This is a genomic window from Bacteroides sp. OF03-11BH (assembly GCF_003604005.1).
GTDB classification, from domain to species: domain Bacteria; phylum Bacteroidota; class Bacteroidia; order Bacteroidales; family Bacteroidaceae; genus Bacteroides; species Bacteroides ovatus.
In genome coordinates, this window is the sequence record NZ_QTMW01000006.1 from 199,220 (window position 1) to 217,581 (window position 18,362).

Genomic DNA, 18,362 nt, shown 5'->3' on the forward strand with positions numbered 1-18,362 from the left:
ATATGCATTATGGCAACAACAAATTTCAAAGGACAACCGGTGAAACTGATCGGTGAATTTATACAAGTAGGTAAGGTAGCTCCTGACTTCGAGCTGGTAAAAACAGATTTATCTTCTTTCTCTCTGAAAGATTTAAATGGTAAAAATGTGATTTTAAATATTTTCCCTAGTCTGGATACCAGCGTATGTGCAACTTCTGTACGTAAGTTTAATAAAATGGCTGCCGGATTGAAAGATACGGTAGTATTGGCTATTTCTAAGGATCTTCCTTTTGCACACGGCCGTTTCTGTACGACAGAAGGTATTGAAAATGTAATTCCATTGTCTGATTTCCGCTTCTCTGATTTCGACGAAAGTTACGGAGTGCGTATGGCAGATGGTCCGTTAGCAGGACTTTTGGCGCGTGCGGTAGTTGTGATTGGTAAAGATGGCAAAATTGCATATACGGAACTTGTTCCTGAAATCACCCAGGAGCCTGATTATGACAAAGCCTTAGCTGCTGTAAAGTAATATAGAATATGGAGTATTAAGTATTAGGTATTAACTATTAGTTGCAGCTAATAAACGAATATGGCTAATACTTAATACTTAAGCCTGCTACTTATCTTAAAGATTTTGACCTAATGGGAACTGGTAAAAAGGCTTGGTAAACTGCCAAGGCTCCGTTCTTGTTAGGTTGTGTTTTTTCTACACTAAACCTCAACTATCATGAACAAAATGAAAACTCTATTCATCGCCCTGTTATGTATGGGCGTTGGAACCTTGTCGGCCCAAACTGCCGATAGTACACAAATTTCTCCCTGGACAAAAGAAGGATTTGCCGGACTGAAACTAACGCAAGTGAGCCTCACTAATTGGGCTGCCGGAGGTGATAACTCCGTTGCCTTTGACTTGCAGGGCACTTATCAGATTAATTATAAGAAAGGAAAACATCTGTGGAATAATCGTATCGAACTGGCTTATGGATTAAATAAGACCGGTGACGACGGAACCAGGAAAGCAAATGATAAAATCTATTTGAATACGAATTATGGCTATGCTATTGCCAAAAGTTGGTATGCCAGTGCGTTCGCCACTTTCCAGACACAGTTTTCTCCAGGATATGACTACTCCGTCAATAAAGACATTGCTATCTCCGAATTTATGGCTCCTGCCTATTTGACTACCGGTTTGGGCTTTACGTATGATCCGGGTAAGATATTTACCGTTGTATTGTCTCCTGCTGCGTGGCGCGGAACATTTGTACTCAATGACCGTCTCTCTGACGAAGGAGCTTATGGAGTGGATCCGGGCAAACATCTATTATCCAGCTTCGGTGCTAACTTGAAAGGAGAAGCCAAATATGAATTCTTGAAAAATATGACGGTATATTCACGTTTGGATCTATATTCCGATTATCTGCATAAGCCGCTGAATATAGATGTGAACTGGGAAGTACAAGTAAATATGATTATCAATAAATGGTTCTCAACCACACTTACTACTAACCTTATGTATGACGATGATGTGAAAATCGTGCAAAAGGATGGTACAAAAGGTGCTCGTGTGCAATTTAAAGAGATATTGGGAGTAGGAGTTCAGTTTAATTTCTAATTAGCTCTTATCTACCACAAAAAAATAAACCACAGAGGACGTAGAATACACAAAGAAGTAAGAATTTAACGGGTAATAGCCGATTTACAATAATGGATGCCCCGGTAACTCTATGTTCTTGCTTTGTGTTCTCTGCGTCCTCTGTGGCTTTGCAATGAGTATTTTACTACTTATTTTCTTTTTTTCAGCCCTTTATAAGCCAAAAAAACGATTACAATTACCACCACTGCTATAATGACATAGCCGATTTCGTGACTGTATTCGGTGGCCATTACATAGACATCGTTAGTCGTTTTGAGGTCTGTAAAACGGTAAATCAGGTATCCGAGCAAAGCTAATATGCTGTTCCATATAGCAGCGCCGAGAGTTGTATAAAGCAGGAAAGGACCTATTTTCATGCCGGCTAACCCTGCGGGAATACTGATAAGTTGGCGTACAGCCGGAATAAGACGGCCAAAGAAAGTAGAGGCTGCACCGTGCTTTCTGAAATATTCTTCTGCATGGTGTATTTTCTCTTCGTCAATAAGGCACATGTGCCCTAAACGGCTGTTAGCGAATTTATAGATAATAGGACGACCCAACCAACGTGCCAGGTAATAATTAACTAATGCACCGATATCTGCTCCTATAGTTGCAAATAGGACAACGAGAAAGATATTCATACTGTCGTCTGCCATAGCTTTCCATGCGGCAGGGGGTACTACGGCTTCCGAGGGGAAGGGAATAAAAGAGCTTTCGATAGCCATAAAAATAGTGACTACCCAATAGTTCAAGTTTTCTAATACCCATTTAAGAAGTTCTGCTACTGATTCCATGTTTTTTGAGGATAGAATTTATAAATTGATTTATTTTTTTCCTTTTGTTTTTTTCTTATTCTCTTTTTTCATGCGTTCCCACACTTCTTTGAGAGTTCTTTCGTCTTCTTCTCTGTGTTCGGGACTGTTCAACAGATCCAGGATCATGTCTTCTTCCAGTGGATGTTCACATTCCTTGTTATATTTAAAGAAGTTGTCGATTTCACCGTGCATGAGGCAAAGAACACTCAATTTCTCCGTCACATCTTCGTATTTCGGATTTATCTGGTACACTTTTTCAAAGTATTCTTTCGCTTCGATCAGATAGTCACTTTCCGAATAAGCAGAGGCAATCATATACCACATTTCTATGTTCGGATTGATCTCTATCGCTTTTTCGAAAGAGATGGCAGCTTCGTCTTCCAGTTCCTCTGCCAGGTATAGTTTTCCTTCTGTCAGATAAATCAATCCCTCGTTCGGGTTTATCTCTTTGGCTTTCTCGCATAACTCATGCGCCTCTTTATACCTTTCCAGGTGAGAGAGGGCGAATGCTTTGCTGGTATAGGTGTCTATCAATAAAATAGACTGCTTGTCTCCGTCTTCTTCAAAACGTTCGATCACTTTGTCGTAATAGTCATCGGCTTTTTGCCATTCTTCTTTATTACCGTAGGATATTCCCATAAACATGTAACCCAGTTCGGGGGGAATGGCTTTGAGCTCAATCGCCTTTTGGTAATTCTCGATGGCATCATCCGAATTGTTCAGATAGAAGAAACAATGTGCCTTGTAGGCATAAGCTTCCCCGTACTGATCGTCGGCTGCCAATGCGAAATCACAGGCTTCGATGGCTTTGTCTATTTGTTCCTGGACAAAGTAACATTTCACCAGTCCCATCCAGTAGGAAGGGTTGAATGGAGATTTGTCAATGAGTTTATTGTAATAGATGATGGCTGATTCTACCTGATGGGTCGATGCCAGATAATCGGCTGTGAGAGCCATGTATTCTTCATCTTCGGTATAACGGGATTTACCTCTGTCGAGCCATTCTTTGGCTGCGTCCGGGTATCCCATGTCCAGATAGAGAAATACAACATCAATGATTGTTTCCAGCTCGTCGGCATCCGCTATTGTGCTTAACAGCCATTGAGCTTCCTCCAGTTTTCCTCCATTCAGCAATAGTTCGGCTTTCAGCAGTTTCACTTCGGAATCAAATTCTTCGGTAATCGAATCCGCTACTTTTTTTGCTTTTTGCAGCTTTTGGGTATCCAGGTAAAGATATGCTTGTTCTATAAGCAAATCTGTGTTTCCCGGATGTATTTTAAGTCCATAAGTGATTACTTCTTGTGCTTCTTCAAATTTTCGTTCGGAGGCATACCAGTCGGCGATGTCGGCCAATTGGTCAGCATCCAGATAAAGTTGTCGGTTTTCTGCTTTTGCTTCTTCGTAGTTTGTGATTAGTGTGACTAGTTCCTTTTTTGCTGATGGCGAATTTTTTCTACCCATTTTACTTTTAGATTTTTAATTGCTAAGATGGGGCTGTTGCAAAAGTTCAGATGATGATCCTTTTGACACAGCCCCATTGTAAAGTTAAGCTTGAAAGCTTAGTTATTTATTGATCTTACCCCATGTGTCTTTCAACCCTACTGTACGGTTGAAGATTAGTTTATCCGGGGTTGATTCTTTGTCGATATTAAAGTAACCGATCCGTTGGAACTGCAGATAGGAGAGTGGAGGCAAGGTAGCTGCGAACTTCTCTATGTAGCAGTTGGGCAGAACTTTCAATGAATCCGGATTAATGATTTCTTTCATGGCTTCCAGTGCTTCGCATTTTTTTGCTTCGCGGATGGCAGCCAGTTCGTCACGTGGATTTTCCACTTTCCACAAACGGTCGTACAAACGTACTTCTGCTTGCAGGCAGTGGTTGCAGCTTACCCAATGGAGCGTACCTTTCACCTTGCGGTTCGCATCCGGCATGCCGCTACGGGTATTTGCGTCATATTCGCAATATACTTCTGTGATTACACCGTTTTCGTCTTTCTTGCAACCGGTGCATTTCACGATATAAGCATTTTTGAGACGTACTTCTTGTCCCGGTGTCATGCGGAAATATTTCTTGGGAGCGTCTTCCATGAAGTCTTCGCGCTCCATCCACAATTCGCGGCTGAACTCGATCAGGTGACTTCCTGCTTCCGGATCTTCCGGATTGTTGATTGCTTCCAGTTCTTCAACCTGTCCTTCCGGATAGTTGGTGATAATCAATTTAACCGGGTTGATTACTGCAGATATACGGGTAGCACGGCTGTTCAAATCATCCCGGACAGAGCTTTCCAACAGGGCGATGTCGTTCAGGGCATCGTAAGTGGTATATCCGATTTTATCGATAAACTTATGAATGGACTCCGGTGAATAACCGCGACGGCGGAAACCGCAGATAGTCGGCATACGGGGGTCGTCCCATCCGTTTACCAATCCTTCTTTCACCAGTGTGAGCAGGTTGCGTTTGCTCATCAGGGTGTAGCTTAGGTTCAGTTTGTTGAATTCGGTCTGACGGGGACGGTTGTCGTTCAGGTCTTTTCCTTCTTTCAACCAATCGATGAAGAGGTCGTAAAGCGGACGGTGTACCACAAATTCAAGTGTACACAGAGAATGAGTCACTCCTTCGAAGAAGTCACTCTGTCCGTGGGCGAAGTCATACATCGGATAAGCTTTCCAGGTAGTACCCGTACGGTGGTGCGGGTGTTTCACTACACGGTAAATAATCGGATCGCGGAAGTGCATATTCGGATTAGCCATGTCAATCTTGGCACGGAGCACCATGGCGCCTTCTTCGATCTCACCGCTATTCATTTTCTTAAAAAGTTCGAGGCTCTCTTCGATGGGACGGTTCCGGTAAGGGCTTTCCACACCCGGTTGGGTAGGAGTACCTTTCTGCTGTGCAATCAGTTCCGAACTCTGTTCGTCGATATATGCTTTTCCCTCCTGAATCAGGCGGATAGCGAAGTCCCATAATTGTTGGAAGTAGTCGGAAGCGTAGTATTCGTTTCCCCACTGGTAGCCTAGCCATTGGATATCTTCTTTGATAGCTTCTACATATTCCACATCTTCCTTGGTAGGGTTAGTGTCGTCGAAACGAAGGTTACATACACCGCCGTGTTTTTCTGCGATGCCGAAATCAAGGCAAATAGCTTTGGCATGGCCGATGTGAAGATAGCCGTTGGGCTCGGGCGGGAAACGCGTCTGCACTTTTCCACCATTTTTACCTTCTTTCAAGTCTTTCTCTACTGCCTGTTCAATAAAGTTCAAGCTTTTCTTTTCGCCTGCTTCTTCGTTTTTAATATCTGTCATAACGGTTAATGTTATCTGTATTTAGGCTACAAAAGTAGGACATTTTTTTTATTTAACCGGAATATAACCGCTCTTTTTTATAATGTCCTGTCCGTCGGATGAAAGAATAAACTGAATCAGGGGGTTAACTTGTTCCTTATTTTTTACATTGTAATAGTAGTAAAGCGGCCGGACGATAGGGTAGGTTTTGTTGGTGGCATTCTCTATCGTAGGGGTGGCGTAGTAGCTTCCGTCATAAGACACGGAAAGCGTTTTGACACGGGGAGACACGTAGGCCAGTCCTACATATCCGATGGCTCCTTTGGTCTGGCTGACAGACTGGATAATAGCACCTGTTGCCGGCATGGAAAGGCTGCTTGCCATGTAGTTTTTATTTTTCAGTACGCTCTCTTTGAAAAATTCGTAAGTACCGGACGATGTTTCACGCGAGTAGACTACTATTTTTCGGTTGTCTCCGCCTACCTGTTTCCAGTTGGTTATCTTCCCCCGGAAAATATCCTCCAGTTGTTGGCGGGTCAGCTGTTTCACCGGATTAGAGGGATGCACCACCACGGCGAGGGCGTCGTAGGCAACAATCACTTCGTTTACTTCTTCTCCTGCCGCTTTAATTTTCATCTTCTCGCTGAACTTGATCGGGCGGGAAGCCATTGCAATGTCCGTTGTATTATCCATTAAAGCGGAGATACCCACACCGGTTCCGCCACCGGTTACAGTGACACGGGCATCCGGATGCTGGTTCATAAACCGCTCTGCTGTCTGTTGTGCGACAGGCAGTACCGTGTCGCTACCTTTTATACGTTGTGCGTTGGCACCGAGCGAGAGTAAGGAAAGGGCGATTAATAAGTTTCTTCTCACTTTCATATTTCTTCTTTTTATTGACTTTGCAAATTAAGCAATCGGATATTACATTTCCATTTCATCCGGAATGGAAATGATACTTGTAACACAAACGTAACATGATTGAAACATTTCCTTCAAACGTTAGTCACACCTCCTTAATAAAGAGACGCTTTCTTTGCATCAGAAATCATAGTAGGTATGAAAAAGGTATTTGAAAGGATTATAGAAGGAATGTTGACTTGTAGCGGTTTCGTGACAAGTATTACTATTCTGCTGATTGTGCTCTTCCTTTTCACGGAAGCTTTCGGGTTGTTCAAGAGTAAGGTGATAGAAGAGGGATATGTGTTGGCGCTGAATAAGAGTAACAAAGTTAGTGTGTTGAGCCCTGCACAGATAAAGGATGTTTTTGATGAGGAGATTACAAACTGGAAGGAACTCGGTGGGGAAGATCTCCCTATCCGGGTTTTTCGTTTGGAGGATATAACGCAATATTGTACGGAAGAGGAGTTGGGACCTGCTTATGAATATGCAGGCGACAAGATTACGGAACTGGTAGAGAAAACACCGGGTATCGTAGCTTTTGTTCCGCAGAAGTTTATTGTTCATCCGGACGCGGTGCATTTCATAGAGGATAACACCATTTCCGTGAAAGATGTATTTGCGGGTGCCGAATGGTTTCCTACGGCCACTCCGGCAGCTCAATTCGGCTTCCTGCCGTTGATTACCGGTACGTTGTGGGTGAGTCTGTTCGCCATCCTTTTTGCTTTGCCGTTCGGGCTTTCGGTTTCTATCTATATGTCTGAAGTGGCAAACCCGAAAGTACGGAACTGGCTGAAACCGATTATCGAACTGTTGAGTGGTATTCCTTCCGTGGTTTATGGCTTTTTCGGGTTGATTGTCATCGTTCCGTTGATTCAGAAGTTGTTTAATCTTCCGGTGGGAGAGAGCGGCCTGGCAGGGAGTATCGTACTGGCCATTATGGCATTGCCTACCATCATAACGGTGACGGAAGATGCGATGCGTAACTGTCCGCGTGCAATGCGGGAAGCGAGTCTGGCATTGGGGGCTTCTCAATGGCAGACGATATATAAGGTAGTAATTCCTTATTCTATTTCGGGTATTACATCTGGTGTGGTACTTGGCATCGGACGTGCTATCGGGGAGACGATGGCAGTATTGATGGTGACAGGTAATGCGGCTGTGATTCCGACAACGATCCTTGAGCCTTTGCGTACCATTCCGGCTACGATTGCCGCCGAACTGGGAGAGGCTCCTGCGGGTGGTCCGCACTATCAGGCATTGTTCCTGTTGGGTGTCGTACTGTTCTTCATAACATTGATTATCAACTTTAGTGTGGAATATATTTCTTCTAAAGGATTAAAACGTAGCAAATAAGATGGAAATACGGAGTAATAATAAAGCTAAACACCGTTCGCAGAAACTCGCTTTCGGGATTTTCCGGTTGTTAAGTCTTTGCATTGTACTGATATTGTTTGCGATTCTGGGATTTATCGTTTATAAAGGAATCGGTGCTATCAGTTGGGATTTTATCACTTCGGCTCCTACGGATGGAATGACAGGTGGCGGTATCTGGCCGGCTATTGTCGGTACTTTCTACCTGATGGTGGGAAGTGCGCTATTTGCATTTCCGATAGGGGTGATGAGTGGGATTTATATGAATGAGTATGCGCCGAAAGGCAGGTTGGTACGCTTTATCCGGGTGATGACCAATAACTTGAGCGGTATTCCTTCCATCGTATTCGGATTGTTCGGTATGGCGCTGTTTGTCAATTATATGGGGTTTGGTGATAGTATTCTGGCAGGTTCTTTGACATTAGGTTTGCTTTGCGTACCTTTGGTCATCCGGACAACGGAGGAAGCCTTGAAAGCCATTCCCGACAGTATGCGTGAAGGTAGCCGGGCATTGGGAGCGACGAAGTTGCAGACGATATGGCATGTTATTTTGCCGATGGGTATGCCGAACATTATCACTGGGTTGATTCTCGCCTTGGGACGTGTTTCGGGAGAGACGGCGCCGATTCTGTTTACTTGTGCCGCATATTTCCTGCCGCAACTTCCTACCGGCATTTTGGATCAGTGTATGGCCTTGCCTTATCATTTGTATGTGATTTCCACCAGTGGAACGGATATGGAGGCACAACTGCCGCTGGCTTATGGCACGGCATTGGTATTGATTATGATTATCCTGTTGGTGAATCTGCTGGCTAATGCCTTGAGAAAGTATTTTGAGAAAAGAGTAAAAACGAACTAAATTAGTATATGGATACAGTGAAAATAGATGTGCGTGATGTGAACTTCTGGTATGGGGACTTTCATGCATTGAAGGGCATCAGCATGCAGATTGAGGAAAAATCGGTTGTTGCTTTTATCGGACCGTCCGGTTGTGGCAAATCTACTTTCCTCCGGCTTTTCAACCGGATGAATGATTTGATTCCTGCTACCCGTCTGGAGGGAGAAATCCGTATCGACGGACATAATATCTATGCGAAAGGCGTGGAAGTGGACGAACTCCGCAAGAATGTGGGAATGGTGTTCCAGCGTCCCAATCCTTTCCCGAAAAGCATATTCGAGAATGTGGCTTACGGACTTCGTGTGAACGGAATAAAAGATAATGCTTTCATTCGCCAGCGTGTGGAGGAAACATTGAAAGGAGCGGCTCTTTGGGATGAGGTGAAAGATAAGTTGAAGGAATCGGCTTATGCATTGTCCGGCGGACAGCAGCAGCGTCTTTGTATCGCCCGTGCGATGGCTGTCTCTCCTTCGGTATTGCTGATGGATGAACCTGCGTCTGCGCTCGATCCTATTTCTACGGCGAAAGTGGAGGAGTTGATTCATGAACTGAAGAAGGATTATACGATTGTAATCGTTACGCATAATATGCAGCAGGCGGCCCGTGTCAGTGATAAGACGGCGTTTTTCTATATGGGAGAAATGGTGGAGTTCGATCAGACGAAAAAGATATTCACCAATCCGGAGAAAGAGGCTACCCAGAATTACATAACGGGACGTTTTGGGTAATCCGGGTATCTGGAACCCAATTGATAGAATATTAATCATTTATATATAATAGACTATGGTAAAGTTTATAGAATCGGAACTCATCCTATTGAAGAAGGAAATTGATGAAATGTGGACCTTGGTGTACAACCAGCTTGACCGTGCCGGAGAGGCTGTGTTGACCCTTGACAAGGAGCTGGCTCAACAGGTGATGGTTCGCGAGCGCAGGGTGAATGCTTTTGAATTGAAGATAGATAGTGATGTGGAAGATATTATCGCATTGTATAATCCGGTGGCGATTGATCTTCGTTTTGTGTTGGCTATGTTGAAGATTAACACAAATCTGGAACGTTTGGGTGACTTTGCGGAAGGGATCGCCCGTTTTGTACTTCGTTGCAAAGAACCGGTATTGGATGCGGAGCTGTTGTCTCGTCTTCGCCTGGCAGAGATGCAGGCAGAGGTGTTGTCGATGCTGGAACTGGCAAAACGTGCCTTGAATGAAGAGAGTAATGATTTGGCGGCAGGAGTGTTTGCTAAGGATAATTTGCTAGATGAAATCAATGCGGATGCAACAGGGATTCTTTCAGACTATATTATCGAACATCCGGAAGCTGTACATACTTGCGTAGATTTAGTCAGCGTGTTCCGTAAACTGGAACGTTCGGGAGATCATATTACCAACATTGCCGAGGAGATTGTATTCTTCATTGATGCCAAAGTGTTAAAACATCGTGGAAAAACCGATGAAAATTACCCGGAAAAGTAATTTTCTGCCGATTTTTAAACAGAAATTAGGGCTCCTTAAAAAAATATCTTATATTTGTCTCCTGTAACGGACAAGTTACAGGAGATTTTGCTTCAAATGATAATAAATCCAAAGAATTTTCAAAAAGATGTTATATGACATGTTTTATAATTTGGATAGTATCGGTAAAACCGCCTATATTTGCACCGTTATCCTGAAAACAATCTTTTTACCTTAAAAAAAAACTAATACCTATTGAAAACTGAAAAATGGAGCTTTGTGAAAAGCCCCATTTTTTTTTGCTCTTATTTTCTAAGCTGCTTCCTTATTCGTATCTTTGACCCTTGCATTAAGAGAGTACTTTCAATTGTAAAATCGTAAATAGTAAATAGAATTATGTTTTCTGGAATCGTAGAAGAATATGCTACTTTGGTAGCACTGGTGAAAGACCAGGAGAATATACACTTTACATTTAAGTGTTCGTTTGTGAATGAGTTGAAAATCGACCAGAGTATTTCTCACAATGGTGTATGCCTGACGGTAGTGACTCTGACGGATGATACGTATACGGTGACTGCCATGAAAGAAACATTGGAGCGTTCTAACCTCGGTTTGTTGAAAGTGGGGGATAAGGTGAACGTTGAACGTAGCATGATGATGAACGGTCGGTTGGACGGACATATCGTTCAGGGACATGTGGATCAGACTGCTACTTGTATCGATATTAAGGATGCGGAAGGCAGCTGGTATTTTACATTCCGATATGCGTTTGACAAGGAGATGGCGAAACGCGGATATATCACCGTGGATAAAGGTTCGGTGACTGTGAACGGTGTTAGCCTGACGGTATGTAATCCGACGGATGATACTTTCCAGGTGGCTATCATTCCTTATACATACGAGCATACGAACTTCCATACGTTTGAGATTGGCAGTGTGGTAAATATCGAATTCGATATTATCGGCAAGTATATCAGCCGGATGATTCAATATAAATAAGAAAATATAAATAAGTGACCGGAGGATTGGAAATGGCATATACTGATTTTCTTCAATTGGTGCAGGCTCGTCAAAGTGACCGTTCGTATGATAAGGAACGTCCGGTGGAGCCGGAAAAGTTGGAACGGGTACTTGAAGCTGCACGTTTGGCTCCTTCGGCCTGCAACGCACAACCTTGGAGGTTTGTGGTCATCACAGACAAGGAACTGGCTCAAAAAGCCGGGAAAGCTGCTGCTGGCTTGGGAATGAATAAGTTTGCCAAAGATGCTCCCGTGCATATTCTGGTTGTAGAAGAATCTGCTAATATAACCTCCCTGCTTGGCGGAAAGGTAAAAGGCAAGCATTTTCCGTTGATCGACATTGGAATAGTGGCTGCTCATATTTCTCTGGCAGCTGAAGCCGAAGGTTTGGGTTCTTGTATTCTGGGTTGGTTCGATGAAAAAGAGCTGAAACAGCTTGTCGGTATTCCTGCTTCGAAACGTTTATTGCTGGATATTGTCATTGGCTATCCGGCAAAGGAAAAACGTAAGAAGATAAGGAAGCCGAAAGAAAAGGTGATTTCATACAATCGTTATTGATTGAAAAATAATTATATTCTTAGCCCTTTAGGATAAGCATATAACAGAAAGCATCGTTGGTTTTAAAGGAAGGGGACGTTCCTTTTAAACCAACGATGCTTTCCTTTTAAAGGAACGACCTGTTTCTTTAAAACCAATAAATGGCTTTTTTAAGGTGTTGATAGTTAGCGTGTTATTGATGCCGCTTTTCCGGCGGCATCAATAATGCTATATTTATTTCTTTTTTGACAAATCTTTCAATAGGTAGTCTACTGCTGCTTTCAGTTGTGCATCTTCTCCTTTCAGGCTGGCTGCCGGTTCGTTATAAACTAGAATATCAGGTTGCAAGGTCTGATTTTCGAGATAGTTGCCTTGCATATCCATGCAACCCACCTGCGGGATACCGAATACAATAGACGGATCTATCTGGCGTTCCCACCACACGGCGGTCATCGTGCCTGCCACCGGGGCGCCTACCAGTTTACCAATGCCTAGAGTCTTATATACGTAAGGAGTGCCATGAGCATTGCTGTAATTGTCTTCGCAAGTTAGCATGCATGAGGCTTTCAGCCATTTGTTGAATGGATCGCTGCCGATATATTGTCCGCGTGGCACGAAACGTTGATATTCTTTTCCACTAAGTAAGGTGACTACATCATCGTGTAGCCATCCGCCGCCATTATGACGGGTATCTACCACTACGGCTTCTTTATTGCGATAACGGCCGAGCAGTTCGGAATAGATCTTGCGGAAGCTGGGGCTGTCCATACCTTTAATATGTACATAAGCAATGCGTCCGCCGGAAAGCTCTTCCACTTTCTTGGTGCAGCGCTCTACCCAACGTTTGTAAAGCAGCTCGCTTTGAGTTCCATAGCTGATTGCCTTTACTGTTTCTTCAAAACGTTTTTTAGTAGAAGGATCGTATACGGTAAGTACTACTTTGCGTCCGACTTTGCCTTCAAATAACGGGAAGTAATCAGCACCGGCTTCAATCGTTGTGCCGTCTACTTTTTCAATGATGCAACCTGCCTTCACTTCTGTCTTTTTCTGCGTGAAAGGACTTTGCTTCATGATTTCCTTGATCTTTAACCCGGCACCGTCGTATGACTCATCGTAAAAGACTCCCAGAGTAGCGGTAGGCATTGCGCTGCCTCCTGCTGCAAACCGGGCTCCGGTATGGGAACCATTCAATTCGCCAAGCAATTCACTCAACATTTCCGTGAAGTCATAATTGTTGCTGATGTGGGGCAAGAAGCGTTCGTATGCTTTTTTATATCCTTTCCAGTCCACTCCATGCAAGTCGGCAGTATAGAATTTGTCATTTACTTGTTGGCAAACGTGGTCGAAGATGTATGCGCGTTCATCATAAGGACGGTAATCGAAGAATGCTTCAAATTCTATCGGTGTAATTTTGCTACCGGCAATCTCTATTTTCTTCAATCGGCCGCCTGTGCACATAAAGATATTCTTTCCTTCTTTATCCGGTATGAGTGAGCCGCCACCAACTCCTTTCAATAATATTTTAGTCGTATTTTCTTTCAGTTTATGCTCCCAAAGGTCGTAGTCTCCTTCAAAAGCTGCCAGGTAATAAAGAATATCACCTTTCGGACTCATGACAGCGTCACCCAGGCGGGAAGAATTTACAGTTAGACGGACGATGCGGTCAAAACGATTCTCCAAATCGAATGTAAGAGGCTTTATCTCTGTACTGTCTTTTTTCGCATTCTCATTCTGGTTCGTTTTCTTCTTACTGTCTTTAGTGTCTTCTTTCTTCTCTGCCTTTTCTTTCTTGTTTTTTTCTTTTTCTGCTTTCTCTGCCTTTTCCGCTTCTTCAAGTAAGGCAATATCTTCTTTGCTCATCAGGAAGCGGTTGTAGGCATCGACGTCGAAAAACATAATATAGGTGTCGTCTTCACTTCCCCAGCTACCATGGCTACGGTATCCGGCACGGTCACTGTTCCATATCATTGCTTTCCCGCCCAACACCCATTTGGCGTTGCTGTCGCTGTATCCGCTTTCGGTAAGATTGACCATTTCGCCTTTTCCGTCGGCTTTCAGCAAAACAACGTCTTTATTGTTCCAGCCTCCTATGCCAATGAAGTCTGATAGAATCCATTGGCTGTCGGGGCTCCATTGGAACCATTGGTCACCGTCGGCATAAGAATATTGATATTTGGCATCCATCACTGTGCGCACAGCCTTGTTTTTTAGATTGATGACACGGATAGCGGTACGGTTCTCGAGGAAAGCAACCTCTTTACCGTCAGGACTGAATTGTGGTTGGAAAGAAGCGACTTTGGAGTTTGTCAAACGTTCTTCTTTCAATTCTGTGGCATAGGTGAATTGTTTCTCCTCTTTGCGTACGATGGTGGAAGTGTAAAGCTGCCACAATCCATCGCGTTCTGAAGAGTAGACGAGTGTGCGTCCGTCGGGAGCGAAACTGATGTTACGTTCCTGATCGGGTGTGTTGGTAATTTGTTTGGTTGTTTTGTAGTCAATGGAGGTTACGTAAACATCACCGCGCATAATGAATGCGACCTCTTTTCCTTTGGGAGATACAGCGATGTCGGTAGCCCCGTTGGATTTGATTTGGCGGATAATATCTTTGTCATTCTTGTCTGCCAGGATACTTATATTTACCTTTTGGGGTTGTTTGCCCGGAGTAAGTGTATAAATTTCGCCGTCATAACCATAACAGAGTGTGCCGGTGGTTGAAATGCTTAGAAAACGTACGGGATGCTTTGTATGGAAAGTGATTTGTTGGGAAGTGGTGGTTCCGGGAGTACGTTGGAATATATTGAAGGAACCTTTCTCTTCACTTAGATAATAGAATGATTTACCATCAGGACTCCATACCGGTTCGCGGTCTTCACCTCCGAAAGTAGTTTGTTTTTGATAAACAGGTTTTTTCCCGGGAGTGTATGTCCAGATGTCACGGGCAATAGGGGATACCTGATGCTTGCGCCAATAGTCTTCGTATCCTTTCTTGTCCTGATAGAGCATCACTCCCTCCTTATTAATAGAGATGCACTCCATTGGCATGGATGAGAACATAGCGGGGCGTCCTCCCGTCACGGCTACCTCGTACACTTGCTGGAACTGGCCGGAAGGAAACCCGGCATCTTCGGCAGAGGGAGCAATGTTGGCTGTGAATAAAATGTGTTTGTTGTCTTTGTAGGCAACAGGTTTCTCACTGCCTGAATGAGTGGTCAGTCGCTGGGGTGCTCCTCCTTCACTGGATACGACGAAAACGTCGAGACTTCCCATGCGATCCGATGCAAAGGCAATTTGTTTACTGTCGGGACTCCATACCGGTTCCGTATCAAAAGCCGGATTGGTGGTGATTTGTGTGGCACGTCCGCCGGTTGACGGTACCGTGTAGATGTCTCCTTTGTAGGTAAATGCAATGGTGGTTCCGTCTGGAGAAAGAGCGCAGTGGCGCATCCATAAAGGAGATTCTTGTGCAATGCTTGTCCCTGCTAGACAGATGACAAATGCACTTAGCAGTAGCTTTTTCATTTTTTCTAATATTGTGTTAAGTTCATTCTCGCGATTTAAGGTTTGACTTTCCTACAAATCCTTCAGTAATACTTTACTTGCTTTTTTATAGTATTCTTCTCTGGATTCGGTCAGCACCTTCCATTCGTCGTTGAATTCTTCGTCTTTGTCTATTTTGAAATTCTCGGAGCCGTATGTGTCCAAACGGTCCAGCAGGACAGCCACATTCAGTTGATTGATATCCATTGAAGGCTGGTAACCGATTTCTTCGCTTTTTTCGTCGGTAACAACCTCGTGAATCAATTCTATTTCCTGTAACTGATAAAGTACCTGATTTGTCAGTCGGATGGGGATCTGATGCTCCTCCGATATTTCTGCAGCCGTATAGGGCGGTTCGTTCTTTTCGAATCGTTTGGCTATGAGTGACATAATCAGGATGGATATAAAATCCCGGTATCGTCTGCTGATGTTCCGGGTGTCCTGGTCAAAGCTAAAGCTGCGGATATTCTGTCCGGCATACGTCAGTTCGGCTCCAAACAAACAGATTGTCCAGGATATCTGCAACCAAAGCAGGAATAAGGGAAGTGCGGCAAAACTACCATAAATGGCATTGTACTTTGACACCCACAACTGGCTGTTGATGTACAGGAACTGAAAAGCCTGATAAGCAGACCCTGCCAGAATACCTGCAATGAGAGCGTGTTTGAATTTCACTTTCGTGTTCGGCATGAAGATGTACAGCCCGGTGAACATCAGCCATGTCAGGACAAAAGGAATAAGCCGTATCATGAATTTCATAACAGGAGCGAGCAGGACGAAATCATCCATCTGCTTGAGAATGGTGCTCATAAACAGAGAAAGTCCTCCGGATACCACGATCAGAATCGGCATCAGCAGGAACATGGAGAAATAGTCCGTAATCTTGCGATACATGGATCGTGCTTTTTTCACTTCCCAGATACGGTTGAAGGTGATTTCAATATTACTGACCAGATTGATAACCGTCCATAACAACATTACCAAACCAACTCCAATGAAAATACCTCCTTTGGTCTGTGAAAGATAGGAATTGACAAATGAGAGAATGGCCTCCGTTGTTTCTGTATTTCCTCCAAAACCGTTGCGGAACTGATGTTCCATCAGGTTGTCGAACCCGAAACCACGCGCTACGGCAAACAGGATGGCAAGTATCGGTACAATGGCAAGCAATGTGCTATAAGTAAGTGCAGAAGCTTTATTGGCCATCCGGTCTTTGGTAAACCGATTGATACAAAGATAGACGGTCTTTATAATATTGTAGAGTGAGAACTTGGTTCGGGTCACTTCGTCTTCCGTAATGCGCCAGATGTCATACGTAAGAAACTTCCATATATCGGTGATTTTCTTCTTCATAGTTCTTCGCTAATTACTAATTGCAAGCAACTAATTACTGATTACAACAGACTTGCTCGAACAGTCGATCCTCATCCATTAGTCATTTGTAATTAAATGGATAATTAAAAGAAAAAGCAGTCAGCCTATAAGCCGAGTTCTGTACCCATATAATTTCCAATTATTAATCTTTAATTATATCAGGTGCCTGTCATTTATCTGAGTGGCGTGTCACCACGACACTTTAGCGGTCTACCCTCCGACATGGAGCGAGCAACTCTCATAACGCCGGTTTACATGACCTTACAACTCCTAAGACGTACAGCCCGCATGTCGCCATGCGACTGGTGGGCTCTTACCCCACCTTCTCACCCTTACCTCTCCCCGAAAGGAGCGGCGGTTATTTTCTTCTACGTTACTCTACCCTCGCGGACAGCTTTCTGTTAGGAAGTAGGATGCTCTATGTTGCCCGGACTTTCCTCCTGCACGAAACATGCACGCGACAGACCGGCCAACTGCTTTAGACTGCAAAAATACGTCATTTATTTTGTTTTAGCCAAAGAAAGTATCACAAATAGAAATAATTTCTAACTTTGCTATCATTAAAATGGATTTTAATGAAGAAGAATATCCTCCTTTTCTATTGTTTCCTGGCGATGATGGCAGCTAGCCTGAAAGCACAGGAAATACGTCCCATGCCTGCCGATTCGGCTTATGGGGTAGTACATATTTCAGTTTGCAATTTGCGCGAGGAAGGCAAATTTACTTCCGGCATGAGTACGCAGGCATTGTTGGGAATGCCGGTCAAGGTGCTTCAGTATAACGGTTGGTACGAGATACAAACACCGGATGATTATACCGGATGGGTGCACCGGATGGTAATTACCCCCATGTCGAAAGAACGGTATGATGAATGGAATCGGGCAGAAAAGATAGTGGTTACCTCGCACTACGGATTTGCGTATGAGAAACCGGATGAGAGTTCCCAACCCGTATCCGATGTTGTTGCGGGCAATCGTTTGAAGTGGGAGGGGAGCAAAGGACATTTCTATCAAGTGTCTTATCCCGACGGACGGAAAGCATATCTTTCGAAATCCATTTCCCAACCGGAAGCGGAATGGCGAGCTTCACTGAAACAAGATGTTGAAAGTATCATTGAAACAGCTTACTCGATGATGGGAATTCCTTATCTATGGGCAGGAACCTCTTCCAAGGGAGTGGATTGTAGCGGACTGGTACGGACCGTACTTTTTATGCATGACATTATTATCCCGAGAGATGCCTCTCAACAGGCCTATGTGGGCGAACATATCGATATTGCTCCTGACTTCTCTAATGTCAAACGGGGAGATCTGGTGTTTTTCGGCCGGAAAGCGACTGCGGAACGTAAAGAAGGTATTTCTCACGTCGGCATTTACCTCGGAAACAAGCAGTTTATCCACGCATTGGGAGATGTGCACGTCAGCAGCATGAATCCTTCGGATCAAAACTATGATGAATTCAACACGAAGCGTTTACTTTTTGCTGTCCGTTTCTTACCTTATATAAATAAGGAGAAAGGAATGAATACCACAAATAAGAACCCCTTTTATCAATAAAAGA

15 protein-coding genes and 1 other RNA gene are annotated in these 18,362 nt (G+C 43.9%); 9 read left to right on the plus strand and 7 right to left on the minus strand.

Features of this window, described 5'->3' with window-relative positions; translation table 11 throughout:
- Positions 1 to 9: 9 nt before the first annotated feature.
- Both tpx and DXA54_RS07005 read left to right on the plus strand, forming a co-directional pair.
- The gene (tpx, locus tag DXA54_RS07000; RefSeq protein WP_004296650.1) at positions 10 to 510 is read left to right on the plus strand and encodes a thiol peroxidase; all 501 of its coding nucleotides are present in this window, start codon (positions 10 to 12) and stop codon (positions 508 to 510) included.
- A 198-nt stretch (positions 511 to 708) separates the two neighbouring features.
- The gene (locus DXA54_RS07005) at positions 709 to 1,593 is read left to right on the plus strand and encodes a DUF3078 domain-containing protein (RefSeq protein WP_004296651.1); all 885 of its coding nucleotides are present in this window, start codon (positions 709 to 711) and stop codon (positions 1,591 to 1,593) included.
- A 170-nt stretch (positions 1,594 to 1,763) separates the two neighbouring features.
- Here the strand turns inward: DXA54_RS07005 and DXA54_RS07010 are convergent, their stop codons facing one another.
- The 4 genes from DXA54_RS07010 to DXA54_RS07025 all read right to left on the minus strand — a co-directional run bounded on the left by DXA54_RS07010 (position 1,764) and on the right by DXA54_RS07025 (position 6,593).
- Positions 1,764 to 2,408, minus strand: a complete 645-nt coding sequence (locus DXA54_RS07010) for a DedA family protein (RefSeq protein ID WP_004296652.1) — start codon at positions 2,406 to 2,408, stop codon at positions 1,764 to 1,766.
- Positions 2,409 to 2,438: 30 nt separating this feature from the next.
- Positions 2,439 to 3,890 (minus strand): tetratricopeptide repeat protein, encoded by a 1,452-nt coding sequence (locus DXA54_RS07015; RefSeq protein ID WP_004296653.1) that lies wholly within the window; start codon positions 3,888 to 3,890, stop codon positions 2,439 to 2,441.
- A 102-nt stretch (positions 3,891 to 3,992) separates the two neighbouring features.
- Entirely contained in the window at positions 3,993 to 5,732 is a 1,740-nt protein-coding gene (locus DXA54_RS07020) for a glutamine--tRNA ligase/YqeY domain fusion protein (protein WP_004303881.1), read from the minus strand.
- A gap of 48 nt (positions 5,733 to 5,780) precedes the next feature.
- Positions 5,781 to 6,593 (minus strand): PstS family phosphate ABC transporter substrate-binding protein, encoded by an 813-nt coding sequence (locus DXA54_RS07025; RefSeq protein WP_004303880.1) that lies wholly within the window; start codon positions 6,591 to 6,593, stop codon positions 5,781 to 5,783.
- A gap of 177 nt (positions 6,594 to 6,770) precedes the next feature.
- Between DXA54_RS07025 and pstC the strand changes: the two genes are divergently transcribed.
- The 6 genes from pstC (at position 6,771) to DXA54_RS07055 (ending at position 11,912) form a co-directional block, all read left to right on the plus strand.
- Positions 6,771 to 7,967, plus strand: coding sequence for a phosphate ABC transporter permease subunit PstC (gene pstC, locus DXA54_RS07030; RefSeq protein ID WP_004303879.1), 1,197 nt, complete (start codon positions 6,771 to 6,773; stop codon positions 7,965 to 7,967).
- Position 7,968: 1 nt separating this feature from the next.
- Positions 7,969 to 8,844 (plus strand): phosphate ABC transporter permease PstA, encoded by an 876-nt coding sequence (gene pstA, locus DXA54_RS07035; protein WP_004303878.1) that lies wholly within the window; start codon positions 7,969 to 7,971, stop codon positions 8,842 to 8,844.
- Positions 8,845 to 8,852: 8 nt separating this feature from the next.
- Positions 8,853 to 9,611, plus strand: a complete 759-nt coding sequence (gene pstB, locus DXA54_RS07040) for a phosphate ABC transporter ATP-binding protein PstB (protein ID WP_004303877.1) — start codon at positions 8,853 to 8,855, stop codon at positions 9,609 to 9,611.
- 55 nt (positions 9,612 to 9,666) lie between these two features.
- Positions 9,667 to 10,356 carry a phosphate signaling complex protein PhoU gene (phoU, locus tag DXA54_RS07045; RefSeq protein WP_004296659.1) on the plus strand — a complete coding sequence of 230 codons (690 nt, stop codon included), beginning with the start codon at positions 9,667 to 9,669 and terminating at the stop codon, positions 10,354 to 10,356.
- Positions 10,357 to 10,731: 375 nt separating this feature from the next.
- Positions 10,732 to 11,334, plus strand: coding sequence for a riboflavin synthase (locus tag DXA54_RS07050; RefSeq protein WP_004303876.1), 603 nt, complete (start codon positions 10,732 to 10,734; stop codon positions 11,332 to 11,334).
- A 32-nt stretch (positions 11,335 to 11,366) separates the two neighbouring features.
- Positions 11,367 to 11,912, plus strand: coding sequence for a nitroreductase family protein (locus DXA54_RS07055; RefSeq protein WP_032843709.1), 546 nt, complete (start codon positions 11,367 to 11,369; stop codon positions 11,910 to 11,912).
- Positions 11,913 to 12,125: 213 nt separating this feature from the next.
- Here DXA54_RS07055 and DXA54_RS07060 read toward each other — a convergent pair whose 3' ends face one another.
- The 3 genes from DXA54_RS07060 to rnpB all read right to left on the minus strand — a co-directional run bounded on the left by DXA54_RS07060 (position 12,126) and on the right by rnpB (position 17,279).
- Positions 12,126 to 15,410, minus strand: a complete 3,285-nt coding sequence (locus tag DXA54_RS07060; protein WP_008651518.1) for a S41 family peptidase — start codon at positions 15,408 to 15,410, stop codon at positions 12,126 to 12,128.
- A 51-nt stretch (positions 15,411 to 15,461) separates the two neighbouring features.
- Positions 15,462 to 16,781: a YihY/virulence factor BrkB family protein gene (locus tag DXA54_RS07065; protein WP_004296663.1), complete on the minus strand. Its 1,320-nt coding sequence runs from the start codon at positions 16,779 to 16,781 to the stop codon at positions 15,462 to 15,464.
- Positions 16,782 to 16,893: 112 nt separating this feature from the next.
- Positions 16,894 to 17,279, minus strand: an RNA gene (gene rnpB, locus DXA54_RS07070) — RNase P RNA component class A.
- 98 nt (positions 17,280 to 17,377) lie between these two features.
- Here rnpB and DXA54_RS07075 point away from each other — a divergent pair.
- Positions 17,378 to 18,358, plus strand: coding sequence for an NlpC/P60 family protein (locus DXA54_RS07075; RefSeq protein WP_008651519.1), 981 nt, complete (start codon positions 17,378 to 17,380; stop codon positions 18,356 to 18,358).
- Positions 18,359 to 18,362: the final 4 nt, after the last annotated feature.

Coding starts and splice junctions, on each gene's coding strand:
- DXA54_RS07015 (WP_004296653.1), bottom strand. CDS start 3,890: ATGGGTAGAAAAAATTCGCCATCAGCAAAAAAGGAACTAGTCACACTA.
- DXA54_RS07010 (WP_004296652.1), bottom strand. CDS start 2,408: ATGGAATCAGTAGCAGAACTTCTTAAATGGGTATTAGAAAACTTGAAC.
- pstB (WP_004303877.1), top strand. CDS start 8,853: ATGGATACAGTGAAAATAGATGTGCGTGATGTGAACTTCTGGTATGGG.
- DXA54_RS07060 (WP_008651518.1), bottom strand. CDS start 15,410: ATGAAAAAGCTACTGCTAAGTGCATTTGTCATCTGTCTAGCAGGGACA.
- DXA54_RS07055 (WP_032843709.1), top strand. CDS start 11,367: ATGGCATATACTGATTTTCTTCAATTGGTGCAGGCTCGTCAAAGTGAC.
- tpx (WP_004296650.1), top strand. CDS start 10: ATGGCAACAACAAATTTCAAAGGACAACCGGTGAAACTGATCGGTGAA.
- pstA (WP_004303878.1), top strand. CDS start 7,969: ATGGAAATACGGAGTAATAATAAAGCTAAACACCGTTCGCAGAAACTC.
- DXA54_RS07005 (WP_004296651.1), top strand. CDS start 709: ATGAACAAAATGAAAACTCTATTCATCGCCCTGTTATGTATGGGCGTT.
- DXA54_RS07050 (WP_004303876.1), top strand. CDS start 10,732: ATGTTTTCTGGAATCGTAGAAGAATATGCTACTTTGGTAGCACTGGTG.
- DXA54_RS07020 (WP_004303881.1), bottom strand. CDS start 5,732: ATGACAGATATTAAAAACGAAGAAGCAGGCGAAAAGAAAAGCTTGAAC.
- DXA54_RS07075 (WP_008651519.1), top strand. CDS start 17,378: ATGAAGAAGAATATCCTCCTTTTCTATTGTTTCCTGGCGATGATGGCA.
- pstC (WP_004303879.1), top strand. CDS start 6,771: ATGAAAAAGGTATTTGAAAGGATTATAGAAGGAATGTTGACTTGTAGC.
- DXA54_RS07025 (WP_004303880.1), bottom strand. CDS start 6,593: ATGAAAGTGAGAAGAAACTTATTAATCGCCCTTTCCTTACTCTCGCTC.
- phoU (WP_004296659.1), top strand. CDS start 9,667: ATGGTAAAGTTTATAGAATCGGAACTCATCCTATTGAAGAAGGAAATT.
- DXA54_RS07065 (WP_004296663.1), bottom strand. CDS start 16,781: ATGAAGAAGAAAATCACCGATATATGGAAGTTTCTTACGTATGACATC.